11 protein-coding genes are annotated in these 12377 nt (G+C 50.8%); 5 read left to right on the plus strand and 6 right to left on the minus strand.

The features are described 5' to 3' along the window. Positions 1 to 436 precede the first annotated feature (436 nt). Both BLP45_RS04085 and BLP45_RS04090 read left to right on the plus strand, forming a co-directional pair. Entirely contained in the window at positions 437 to 1717 is a 1281-nt protein-coding gene (locus BLP45_RS04085) for a nucleotide sugar dehydrogenase (protein WP_090370081.1), read from the plus strand. Between the two features lie 16 nt (positions 1718 to 1733). After that, complete coding sequence (locus tag BLP45_RS04090; RefSeq protein WP_090370083.1) at positions 1734 to 2771, plus strand: NAD-dependent epimerase/dehydratase family protein; 1038 nt, start codon at positions 1734 to 1736, stop codon at positions 2769 to 2771. Between the two features lie 107 nt (positions 2772 to 2878). On the opposite strand, the gene BLP45_RS04095 is transcribed toward BLP45_RS04090, so the two are convergent. The 6 genes from BLP45_RS04095 to BLP45_RS04120 all read right to left on the minus strand — a co-directional run bounded on the left by BLP45_RS04095 (position 2879) and on the right by BLP45_RS04120 (position 7483). Continuing rightward, positions 2879 to 3505, minus strand: coding sequence for a tetratricopeptide repeat protein (locus tag BLP45_RS04095; protein ID WP_090370084.1), 627 nt, complete (start codon positions 3503 to 3505; stop codon positions 2879 to 2881). A 214-nt stretch (positions 3506 to 3719) separates the two neighbouring features. After that, on the minus strand, positions 3720 to 4970 hold the full coding sequence (locus BLP45_RS04100) for a glycosyltransferase (protein WP_090370086.1): 1251 nt from the start codon (positions 4968 to 4970) through the stop codon (positions 3720 to 3722). Continuing rightward, entirely contained in the window at positions 4964 to 5836 is an 873-nt protein-coding gene (locus BLP45_RS04105) for a hydrolase 1, exosortase A system-associated (protein ID WP_090370088.1), read from the minus strand. Before BLP45_RS04105 ends, BLP45_RS04100 begins: the two co-directional genes overlap by 7 nt. Then, on the minus strand, positions 5833 to 6681 hold the full coding sequence (locus BLP45_RS04110; RefSeq protein WP_090370090.1) for a hydrolase 2, exosortase A system-associated: 849 nt from the start codon (positions 6679 to 6681) through the stop codon (positions 5833 to 5835). Before BLP45_RS04110 ends, BLP45_RS04105 begins: the two co-directional genes overlap by 4 nt. Next, positions 6678 to 6929 (minus strand): acyl carrier protein, encoded by a 252-nt coding sequence (locus tag BLP45_RS04115; RefSeq protein WP_090370092.1) that lies wholly within the window; start codon positions 6927 to 6929, stop codon positions 6678 to 6680. Before BLP45_RS04115 ends, BLP45_RS04110 begins: the two co-directional genes overlap by 4 nt. Before the next feature lie 2 nt (positions 6930 to 6931). Next, entirely contained in the window at positions 6932 to 7483 is a 552-nt protein-coding gene (locus BLP45_RS04120; RefSeq protein WP_176754660.1) for a GNAT family N-acetyltransferase, read from the minus strand. Positions 7484 to 8237: 754 nt separating this feature from the next. Between BLP45_RS04120 and BLP45_RS04125 the strand changes: the two genes are divergently transcribed. From BLP45_RS04125 to BLP45_RS04135, 3 genes are all read left to right on the plus strand, one after another. Then, positions 8238 to 9752 (plus strand): PEP-CTERM sorting domain-containing protein, encoded by a 1515-nt coding sequence (locus BLP45_RS04125; RefSeq protein ID WP_090370094.1) that lies wholly within the window; start codon positions 8238 to 8240, stop codon positions 9750 to 9752. A 641-nt stretch (positions 9753 to 10393) separates the two neighbouring features. Continuing rightward, positions 10394 to 11062 (plus strand): methyltransferase domain-containing protein, encoded by a 669-nt coding sequence (locus BLP45_RS04130; protein ID WP_090370096.1) that lies wholly within the window; start codon positions 10394 to 10396, stop codon positions 11060 to 11062. Between the two features lie 3 nt (positions 11063 to 11065). Continuing rightward, the gene (locus BLP45_RS04135; protein WP_090370098.1) at positions 11066 to 12043 is read left to right on the plus strand and encodes a phosphotransferase family protein; all 978 of its coding nucleotides are present in this window, start codon (positions 11066 to 11068) and stop codon (positions 12041 to 12043) included. Positions 12044 to 12377: the final 334 nt, after the last annotated feature.

Genomic DNA, 12377 nt, shown 5'->3' on the forward strand with positions numbered 1-12377 from the left:
GTCTCGTTTGCTCCGCCATGCCTTAAATTACACATCTGTTCCTTCCTCTCCAGTAGCGGCTCCCATCGTGGCCGCTCAACCACGAGGCTTCTCGGAAAAGCCGGTTCGCGTGAGCTTGGCATAACGCCGCCAGCCGAGATCATATGACAAGTATCAAGCCCCAGTAAGGCGTTTGGCGCTGGTTAAATTGAACTCCTTTGCGTTTTCTCTGATGATGCTCGGGGCCTGACTTTTTGCCGTCAGAAACCCGCCCACGCATTTGCCGGCCATCTTTCTCACCATCACTCTCCGGTATGATATGCTCATGCAAACCGCGTGAGAACTGGCCTTTAGTACAGGTTCTTTTATTGGAATTCGCCCCGATAATTCTGGATGAGGGCGGCGGTCACGGCATTACCTGCGCCGGTATGAATTATAAACAGAACGGAGATAACTTATGAGTGTGGTGGCTGTGGTTGGATTAGGTTATGTAGGATTACCCTTGGCGGTGGAGTTCGGGAAGAAGCGGCAGACCATAGGCTACGATCTTTCAGCCAGTAAAGTCGAAAGCTATAAAAGACACATAGACCCGACTGGCGAAGTGTCGATTGATGACATGAAAGCCGCAAGCCATCTCCTTGTCACCACCGATCCGGCCGAGCTGTTGCGGGCCGATTATATAGTGATTGCGGTTCCGACGCCGGTAGATCCTGCTCATCAGCCTGATTTTGCATCGCTCATTGGCGCTAGCGAAGTCGTTGCAAGAAATATGAAGCCGGGAGCCATCGTTATCTATGAATCTACCGTTTACCCAGGGGCAACGGAAGATATCTGCGTTCCGGTTCTGGAACGGCATTCGGGTATGAAATGGAAAGCCGATTTTCACGTTGGCTTTTCTCCCGAGCGAATCAATCCTGGCGATAAACTACATACGCTTACAACTATTTTAAAGGTAGTAGCGGGAGACGACGAGGACACGCTGGAGAAAATAGCTGTACTTTATGAGAGCATAATTACCGCTGGGGTACACCGGGCATCCAGTATCAAGGTCGCAGAAGCCGCGAAGGTAATTGAAAATACCCAGCGTGACCTGAACATCGCATTGATGAACGAGTTAGCCATCATTTTCGAAAAACTGGGAATTGACACGCTGGAAGTCCTTCAGGCCGCAGGCACCAAGTGGAATTTTCTTCCCTTCCGTCCCGGTCTGGTGGGGGGGCATTGTATTGGTGTGGATCCATATTATCTTACCCACAAGGCGGAGATGATCGGCTATATACCCCAGGTCATTCTGGCCGGCCGGCGCATCAATGACAGCATGGCAAAGTTTGTTGCAGAACAAACGATAAAGCAGATCATCAAGGCTAACATTAACGTCAGAGGCGCCCGGGTAAATATTCTCGGATTATCTTTCAAAGAAAATTGCTCTGATCTGAGAAACTCTAAAGTTGCTGACTTGATTTTTGAACTCCAATCCTACGGAATTGAGATTCATGTCCATGATCCTGTGGCAAGCCATGAAGAAGCTCGGCAGGAATATGGACTGGAACTTGAGTCGTGGGAAAATCTTCCCTGCGCTGATGCGATAATAGTGGCGGTTTCGCATCGGGAATTTATGGGCAGGCCATTGACCGATTTCCAGTCTAAAGTTACCGATAAAGGATGCTTTATTGACGTTAAATCGCAGTTCGATCAAACAGCGCTGCGCGAGGCCGGTTTGAACGTCTGGCGACTTTAAAAAAAGTTAGCCGGATATGACAAAATATCAAAGTGTCCTGCAGCACCTGGAGAACCATCAATATCATTGGCTGATCACGGGTGTTGCGGGGTTTGTCGGATCTAATCTGCTGGAAGCCTTGCTCAAGCTGAATCAGAAGGTGGTTGGACTGGACAATTTCTCGACTGGCTATCAGCATAATCTTGAGCAGATAAAAGAGCTTGTCGGGGAAGAAGCGTGGCTTAATTTCAAATTTATTGAGGGCGATATCCGTCAACTGGAAGTTTGCAGGAATGCATGCCGAGACGTGGATTATGTATTACATGAAGCAGCCCTGGGGTCGGTACCGCGTTCCATTCAAGACCCTATCCAAACAAACGAAAGCAATGTTTCGGGTTTCCTGAATTTACTGGTGGCATCCCGAGACGCCCCTGTGAGGCGCTTTATTTACGCCGCTTCCAGCTCCACTTACGGCGATCATCCTGATTTACCCAAGGTGGAATCGGTAATTGGCCGGCCACTTTCGCCATATGCTGTCACGAAGTATGTTAACGAATTGTATGCCGACGTATTTTTTCGTTGTTATGGCACACAATCCGTCGGATTGCGCTATTTTAATGTCTTTGGCGCCAGGCAGGACACGAATGGCGCTTATGCGGCAGTGATTCCCCAATGGGTCGCCGCGCTTATCCGGAACAAGCCTTTGTTTATCAATGGAGACGGCGAAACCAGCCGGGATTTCTGTTTTATCGGGAACGTCGTCCAAGCCAATTTTCTTGCAGCCTTGGCTGAAAATCCCGCGGCGGTTAATCAGGTTTACAACGTGGCGATTAATGAACGCACCAGCTTGAATCAACTTTATGAGATGATGCGGGCGTTGCTTTTGGAGAAGTTTCCGAGCCTGCAGAATCATAAACCTGAATATGTGGATTTTCGCCAGGGTGATGTACGGCATTCTCAAGCTGATATTTCCAAGGCTCGCGAATTGTTGGGATTCGAGCCGACCCATCGAATTAATGAAGGACTTAAGCAGGCCATGGACTGGTACGTTACCCATCTCAGTCCTGAATCCTGAGAAAGAGAAGACCAACGAATCAAGCTGGTCTTGTAGTCTATCGCTATAACAGTTCTTTTCAATCATCCAAATGACTTGAAGAATTGATTCACTCTGGCTTGCGGAGCCTAGTCATCCCATTTTCCCGCTTCGACCAACTTATTCTTGAGGCCAGGCAGGGGAAATCCCAGTTCATAAGCCTTCTTCGCATAAGTTCTTGCCTGCTCGTAATCTTTTTTCTGTATGTAGAGCAAGCCGAGATTGTAGTTAATGGCAGGATTTTCCGGTTGAAGATTAATTGCTTCCTTGAGTTGCTCAAGGGCTTCATTGGATTTTCCCATTTTCAGCAAGTGGTTACTATATATCACGCGAACTGCGCTGTCCCTCGGCCTGAATCGAATAGCGCGATCAAAATAGCAGTCAACAGAATACCTTGCGCCTCTTGGTTTCGGGATCTTTTCTTTGATTGAGAGCTTTCCCATTGCTGTCAGTGCCCGATGATGATTTGGAAAAGCCATAAGCGTATAGTTCAAATCCGCTCCGAGCAGCCCCGTACTCCCCCTGATCAGTTTCTCAACGTCTGGCCCAAAGTGATGCGCTTCGACGACGGGCAGTTTGGTAGCCTTATCGTCGGGATTGGTGTAATCGTAGGGACCATAGCCGCCTGGTCGATCCACTTCCCCGCAATGGGGGGCCGCATGAAGATTTGATGCCGCCAGGATTATTAGCGCTGCAATACCAGATATAACTTTCATAAGAGCACCTCTATAAAATTCCAATCCAAGTCATACGCAGTACTTTGGAAACGTGGGAAGTTTATTGGTTACAATCCATTCTTATCATTACAGCGCGCGTCCGCGTCCAGTTCGCGTGGATGCTTAGCTTGGTTTGAATTTCGAATCTTATACGGATCAGAAGGTTTCTCCTGTTCCTGTATGGTCCACAGAGCATTGGGGAGAAGGCCCAAAATCACGATTCCTGGACTACCCTGTCAAGGAGATTGCTTAACTCTCTGGTCCTTGATCTGCGGGAGGCTGCTAGTACCTTCTCCATCGATGCAATCTGTGCCGTCTTTCCCTCGACTAACGCCAGAAAACGTACCAGTTCCCGCATAATATCATTCTTGGAATCCAGGGGGGCTATTGTGTCAACCCCCATTTTTTTTAGTGCCGCAGCGGTATTTCCGGTGGGGTCTGTCAGAGCCAGGATGGGGCGGCGAGCACGCAGATATTTATAGAGCTTTGCCGGAATCTGGTTATTGCAATTGGATGCCTGAAGAATCAACAGGCCGTCCGCAGCCAGCATCTCCGATAACGCCTCCCGGTAGGATATGGGTGGCGCAAGCGAAACAATATCGCCAATCTTATATTGATCTATGAGTTGGCGCAGGTGCTCATCGTGAGCCGTGGCCCGTAGGATGACGTTGAGGCGCGCGCCAGAAATCACCTCCTGTCGGGATAGGGCCGCCAAAGCTTCGAAGAATTGCGCCGGGTCACGCTCTGAAGGATAGATTACTCCGCTATGAACCAGAATGAAGGGCTGGTTCTTTTTTTGTTCCTTCATGATCTTTGCCTCGGCTACCGTAAAATTCTCTTCATCATACCCATTCTCAATGAGATGGAATCGCGAAGGGGCGGCCTTCGGGAACTTTGTTCTATAGGCATCTATTGCTCCCGGGGTGGTGAGCACTGCGCGAGTGCAATGGGCAATCGTTTTTTCTTCTATCCATTCATATAGGCGGCGGGTGCGCGGGTTGGGCGGATAATCCACATCGGTCATCGGATCCCTGAGGTCGGCTACCCAGGGAAGTCCGGTCAAACGGCACAAACTGAATCCTATCAAATGCGCCGTTGCGATCGGATATGTTGACCAGATGACATCGGGCCGATATTTTTTGATCAGGTACAAACCCATGGGAACGGCACCGAGCCACCAGGAAACCCAGCGGTCGGGGAGGGCCAGTATGCCTGGATAACGCCCCATGGCAGACATGTGTTTTGAAGCATCCAGGGCAAAGGCGCGATAGACGCTCACCTGATTTGAAATTTCCGCAATTTGATCATTACTCACGCTCGAATATGCTCTGGGATGCGCTGTCAGGACGATCGGCTTCCAGTTAAATTCCGGCAGATACTGAGAAAATTTGAGGGTGCGCTGGATGCTGCTGCTTCCGCGCATTGGCGGATAATGAAATGCGATCATGAGAACACGTTTCACCACGATCGAATCCAATCCTTTGTCCAAACAGCAACCTGATCACGCCACTCTCGCCGGGAAAATGTATGGTTCGCCTCTGCTAAGTCGAATCGGGAGACTCGCGAGGAGGCCAGCAATTTTTTCCACTCGCGTGAACCTTGAGCCAGATCTGAAAACTCCTGAGCCGTAAGGTCATTGCCGCTGATAATCAGAAGTATTTTCCCCGTGAAATGATTAAGTCCGTAAAACATCCGTTCCGGCAAGGGAGCAAGATTGCAAGAGTTGTCGCTAGCCGCATTCTCGATGGCGGCAATTTTTTCTTTTCCCGCGAGGGCATTGCCGACAATTTCTGAAAATGACCGGGCCGCGGCAGCATAATTGAAATTACCGCGCCAAACCTTGCTCCAGAATTCCGGCGCAAAAATACGGGTGATGTAATAGTGCTTCAGATAGGCCTTGGCCGCCCCTTGATGCGTTCTTACCCATGGATTCACCAATACTAATCCTGTCACCCGCCGATCCCGGTATGCATAAAAAAGCGCAGCTGAGGCCGCATCGCATAATCCCCAAATTACTAAGCCGTTGAGAGCCGGCACCTCTTCGAAAAACTTGTCTATCGCGCAACGGAAATCATCCTCAAGATCTTCAAAAGTCCTCATATCTCCTTCGCTGTCTCCCATTCCCCTGCAATCAAAACGCAGAACCGGCACACCATGAGCGGCAAGATGGCGAGCGAGCAAGGTAAACTGGCGGTGGCTTCCAACCCGATACTGAGGACCGCCGACCACGATCAGCACACCTTTGGAAACGGTTGACTCGGGTAAGCTCAAAATGCCATACAACCAGGAGTCTTTGCAGGGAAAGGTGATGGGACGTTCCTCGAAGCTCATAGGGACTCTTCAGCGAAAATATTTGCCGTAGCCGACACCAGTTCAGCACATTCCGAAATTTCCTGAGTCGCCCAAAATGGTAAGCACGGTACAACGTGTAAATGCAGATCGACCCCGCTCCGCTTCCATGCATCCACTACCTTCGCCCCCGCGGGCGTAATGGAGCGCCCCGCTTCGGCCACGATTTCGAACCAGTGAACGCGACTCCCTGCAACGACAAGTTCAGACGCTCTCAAACTATCGATAGCGGCAGCCAGTTCTGGCGCAAGTTCATACCCGGCCACTTCAATCGTTTCCCCGTTTGCCAGGCAATCGCGCATCGTATTTGTTCCTGTCGCCTTTCCGGTGCCACCGAGCATTTCATTCGCTAGCCGGAACCGCAAAAACTGGGTCAGAAAGGATTCTCCGCTAATCACCGGCTGCCACAGAATGATTTGCGCAATAGTGTTTTCTAAATTTCTGGCGAAATCCAGCGCGAGCAACGCGCCCAGTCGCAGACCCCAAAGGCTGATTGGGACAGTGGCCCTATTCTCCAGCCAACGTCTCGCAATGGTCAGATCCTGTTTCCAGATATCCCAGCGTGCATCCGCGAACTCGCCGCTGCTATCCCCGCAGGCAAAAAGATCCATTTGCAGCACGCCAAATCCCATTGTGGCAAGTGCCCTTGACTGCATCGCAGCCATTCGGCGGGCTTTGTTCATTTCGTCGCCAAAGGGAGGAACATAGATTATTCCCCCGCGGCATTTCCGATCGGGACGGGGGGGATGGTAAAGACAGAAACGCTTTCCGGAGTCCGCCTCCAGGAAAAAAGGCTCGGACGGACTGCCCGATGGGATTTCCTTCATCCAGCCAATTTCTGTTCGACAAAACGGGTCAGACTGCCGAGGGTTTCGAAGGTCCTTGCGCTTATCTCGTCATCGTCCACTGTAATGCCAAAGTGGTCTTCCAAAGCAGTGATCACGTTAACAACCGCCATGGAATCCAGTTCAGGAATGTTTCCCAGCAAGGTTGAATCCTCCTTGAGAGAATCCTTCTGCTCACGGAGACTCAATACATCGGATAGGATGTTTTTCACTTCTTCAAGGTGCTCCATGATTACTCCATAGTTGATTTGTCTTGCGAGGCGGATAGGACCCCGCCGAGGCCCTGCGTATCGAGGCGGAACTCTGGAAATGAACCGGAGTGGGTGGATAGATGAAAGAAAGGGGCTATGGAAGCGACCGTTATTTGCAATCGGCCCGCGCAAAAAAAGATGGCACTGCCCAGGGACACGGTTCCAAGGCGCGCATGGGATTCCAGCGAGCCAGCATTAAATGCGGAAATCCGGCTACATGTCCACCGAACACCTTTCTTGTTCAGCATGCGGTTCGCCTCGTCCCAGAGCCGCGGAAAGGTTAAGCCTAAACGGAAATCAGGTGCAACATAGACGTCAAAATCCCAGGCCGTTCGTCCAGCAGGTAGTGGGATATAACGCGCCCTCACTTCATCTTCCTGGTAGCCACCGATCAATAGCCACAGAAAACCAATAAACCGCTCCTCTTTAAATGCGGCCAGGCACTTTGCTCCTTGCTCGAATCGAGCCTGGATCACCGCAGCTGGTCTGGGGCTCTGCTCGGCAATTTCGCCCTCTTCATGAATCAGGCGCACCTCAATTTTCTTACCCCTCCCCGGCGGGAGCAGGGACGCTTCCGCTACTGGCTGAGCGACTAGATAATACCTGTCCAATTTCAGGTCTCCTTTTGACATCATGACCAGAAATCTGTTTAGCAGGTAAAGGCTCAGATTGAACCAGCCCCATTGCTCCAACATTACATAGAAAGCTTTTTTGCGTCTTCTTATTGATACCATTATGCTCGTACACATAGATTAGCCCCCGGCTTTAATACCGCGGCCACCGAGGCGTAGTTTAATCCGAACTTGTCCAGCCGCCCAAATATTGTTAGCCGAACGGGAGGACCGAGCGACGATTATCTGAACCTCTTTGAATCTTTCCCGCAGCGTTCCGGTAAATTCCGCTGCGGAGAGTAAGCTTGCAAGAGGAATAATAATGTTTTTAGAAGCGCTCGCAGCACGCGCTTATTTTGCCCTGAGAATAAGACTTTCCCATGCTCCGCTTTGAGCCACTGTCAAAAACGCGTTCAATAGTACTATAGGTCTACGAAAATGATTCATCAAAAGTGAGAAGTGACTTTACTTTTCAGCATGTTTCCTTGTACCCTTCACCTATAGCTGCCCTCAGGATTTCCTTTCGAAGGGTTTACCATAGAACCGGCCGAAAAGCCGGAAAAAGCAGAGTGATGACGTTGCGTAAACCCAAGCGCTGCACGATTCGGAATTGGACGCGGATGAGGAATTCGCGTTAAGACGATTCTTGTTTCTTTCATTTAAGGAGGAAGAGGGCATGAATACAATGAGTGTACAGAACAAACAGGGAAATTCGAAGTCTGTTTTCAATAAAGATAGGCTTCAGACATCATATCTAGCGCTTGCTTCCCTCCTGATCGCGAATTCATTCCCCGGATTCGTCGCGCAAGCGCACGCAGTAACATCCTTTGAACGTTTATCGTCTTTGCTGGCTGCAACGCCGGAAGGTGGTTGGGTCAAGGCGAGCACAAATTTCTATTCCGATGCGTGGCCAACCGGTGCTGATGGGGTACAGTTGGCGAGTGTCCAATTCCCCGGGTCAATTGTGCGCGCGTGGAGTTCTTTCGCCTGGGATCCCGCCGATGGAAAGCTGATGCTCTGGGGTGGCGGCCACGCAAATTATGCGGGTAACGAAATGTATGTCTGGGATGGCGCTACTGGTGCATGGGGCCGGGGTTCCCTGCCGAGCAAGACAGATATGGACGGAATGGTTATTGGCGGCACTGCGCCGCAATCCGCGCATACCTACGACAATAATATCTATCTTCCTGTCAACGACATGTTTTTGACGTTTGGCGGTGCGGCTATTAGGACTGGCGGCAATTTTCAGACGATGGAGGACGCAACCATAAGACGTGCGGGGCCTTATTTGTGGGATCCGGCCAAAGCGGACCCAAACAAGGTCGGGGGTAGCAACGATTCTGGCTGGAATCCCGATAATGCGGCGCAAAACGGGAATATGTGGATTGACCGGCACGATAATTGGACGGGCTCCGAGCCTTCTGGCTACATAAACAGCACTACCGCCTACGCCACAGAGAACGGCCAGGACGTGGTCTATCTGACCGCAGACCGGAATTCTTCAGGGTTCCCGTCGCTTTATCGCTATACTCTCGGCGATGTAAGAAACGGCGGTCAAGATAAATGGGAGCAAGTTGGCGTGACGGTTAACTCGGTCGGTTCTCAAAGCACTGGAACGATCGATACAGAAAATAATCTTTACATTAAAACAGCCCTTGTTACCGGTTCTTACACATCCGATCTGACGATATGGGACCTGGACAAGGCTAATGCCGCTGATCCTCGCAGCAATCCCGATATCGGAATCAATCTGGTTAAAGAGGACGGTAGCGACTTTGTCATGACACGCGCGTTCGGCATTGATTACGACAAAGCTAATAACCAGATCCTCCTATGGGATGGCAAAGGCGATGGCGGGACAGTCTGGTCGGCCAGTGTTATCACTGACGAAGCCGGCAATATCGGTTCCAACACCACCTGGACGGTTATCGAACATGAAAGCTCAACCTTGGACCATCCTCACGGCAATTTTGCTACTGGAGTTCTTGGCAAGTGGCACTATGACGAGTCATTAGGTGCCTTCATCGCCCTGGACGAGCTTGCCAGTGCGGGCGGAGGAGCGTGGGATGCAAGTATTTGGTTGTATAAGCCGACCACCGTCGTTCCGGAGCCGGAGACATATGCGCTCATGCTCGCAGGGTTGGGTCTTATTGGATGGGTTGCTCGCCGCCGGTCCCGTGAAGACCGGTAGCCTGATCACAATTGAAGAAGAGGAACCTTTCCCAAGCGAGTCTGTGGATGCGAAGATACAATCCAGGATCGATGAGGTGAAGCTGAAGTTCAGATCATTTTCATGGCATTTCGCCGCTCATTTTGACACTCTGGATTATTAACAGGTTGTACGAGTCGTCTCCAACAATTCTATTTGACGAAGCAGGTTGTCATACTCAGAAATTGTATCGGAGGGCCAACGGAAACATTCGTTACTATTCCATTTATAAGATCTGGTACGTCTCGTGCTCCAAGAAGGTGCAGAGACAATCTTACCCATTGCCTACGCAGTCTCATTCCGGCGCGTAGAAACCTATGTGGGATCTTTCTAATAACAAGTATAAACTCAGTTTTGTCATGCCGTTGTGCACTCCGATCGAACAAGACGCCGGACCGGAAGCGCTGGGGCGGTATAAGGGTGGACGGTGAAGCGTTGAGTCAGTCCTGGGTATTTGGGGCATACTGTGTAATTGCCAGAAAGCCATCAAGCGCTTAGCAGCATCCGACCGGGTGCAAAAGCCGCGAGTACTGCTCGGCATTCTTATCCGTCACCCTCGTTGGAAATCAGCGGTCTTTTTCATAGCGGTCTTCTTCAGCGGAATATTTACGAAAGGAGTTTGAATGGCGAATAGATCGAATGACCGTAATTGGGACGCTACTCAGCATTACAAGAATGCTGCTGTGGCAAAAGACTACGACCGGGTGCGTTTTTCGAGCACGGCGGGCCGGGTATTCAATAACCAGGAGAAGCGCGTCATCAGGGAGTGTTTTCAGGATATACCGCGCGATACCGTTATCCTGGACATACCATGCGGCACAGGCCGCCTTGCCGAGGCACTTCTTGGATCCGGATTGAGGGTATATGGCGCGGATATCTCGGCAGAGATGCTTGACGTAGCGAACGAGAGGCTCGCCGGTTATGGTGGCCGCTTTACTACCGAAGTGATGGATGCATTCAAGCTGACTGGAAGCGAGAGACAGTTTGAGGCAGCATTATGCGCCCGGGTACTAATGCATTTTCCACTCGAAACGCAGATCAAATTTTTGCGCGGTGTAGCAGCGGTTACCCGGAAAAGAATTGTGATCAACCATTCCCTGAGTTCTCCTTATCAGCGCTTCAGGCGCTGGGTTAAGGTCCTGCTGGGTCATCAGAAATCGGCGGGTTATCCTATTACCAACAGCGAAATTAAAAGACTGTTGGGCGAATCAGGGCTCGCCGAGGTTAAGCGAAGGCGTATCAATGCGCTGATTAGCGAGGCCGTATATATTGTGGCCGAAAAAATTCGCTGATTAATGAGGACAGTTGTACTGCGTTGGATCTACGAGAATTATTCGTTCTGGGATCTGGCATGTCACGCATGTGGCGGTCGCGGAGGCTGGCGCACATCATTTTGTAGCTGGCGCAGTAATTCATATATCGCTGTCGCGGCCTGCCGTCTGTGCGGGGCGGAACAGTTTCTCAAGAAATACCGCCGGCCCGGTAATGGCACTAAATCCATAGCCCAAAGTGAATATGAAGTGCTACGGCATATGGATGGGGGCGTCGGGAGCGAGCCTTCCTTTTTGCTGCCGCGGGTCTACCATTTTGCCGGCACCACCTGCTCGCTCTCCATGGAGTATCTTCAGGGTGAGTCCATGGACGAGAGGATGCGGCGTGCGCGAGATAGAAAGGAATTCGAGGAGTGTTTACGACTTTCCGCTGCCTGGCTGCGGGGGTTGCACGCGGCGCCCTCCATCTACGACAAGACCGGAAACGATTGTGAAACACTACTGCAACAGCTTGAGCCGGATTGCGGGCCTTTAGCAGACCGAAACACTACGGCGGCGCAAGTACTAGCGCGCCTGCGAAGAAATTTAAGCAAAATTAAAGACCTGCCGGTGGAACACGTGCTGCTGCATGGAGACTTCAAGCCATCGAACCTGATATGCGCGGCGGAGGGTGTTCACGGCATCGATGTCGGCTTGCGCTTCAAGAACCCGGGGCTTATGGATGCCGGCCAATTTATTGCCAATGTGCTTGTCAACCGGCGCAGCATGCCGGCGATAGCAGGCGATCACGAGGTGGCACCTATTCTGGATGTATTCCTGGAAACTTATGGTGACAATAGTCAGCCAACCCGCGATTTCGCCGCCTGGTGGTTACTGTATTTCCTGCTTTCTCGATGGCAATACGACCTGGAAGGCTGGAAACCATCGATATTTATCGATCGAATCTATGCCGTGACCCTTGCTGACGTCATGGCATTTTGTGACAGAACCGCTTCGCCGTGATGGAGTGACTAGAGGTGGGGAGGCAGCGTGCTATGTTTAGCGACAATGTTGTCAACGATGTCATATTTTGGGGGTATGTACGACTTCGTCAAGCAGGCCTTGTGAACCGAAAACATCATGTCCACATCCCAGAGATTTTTATAGTTTTGCCAATAATTAAATCTACTAGCGTTTAGCGGTCATCTTATATAAGCTAGCTTGCCGACTGCGGCCATTACAATCCGCCATGCCGGTACAATTCGTCCGTTGCGGACTTCATGACGAAGCGATATCTGGCGCTCCACGGTCTAATTTCGATTTTGTCTAATGCGGGGAGAAAAGATATGAAAGGCCA

The organism is Nitrosospira sp. Nl5, assembly GCF_900102495.1.
GTDB lineage: Bacteria > Pseudomonadota > Gammaproteobacteria > Burkholderiales > Nitrosomonadaceae > Nitrosospira.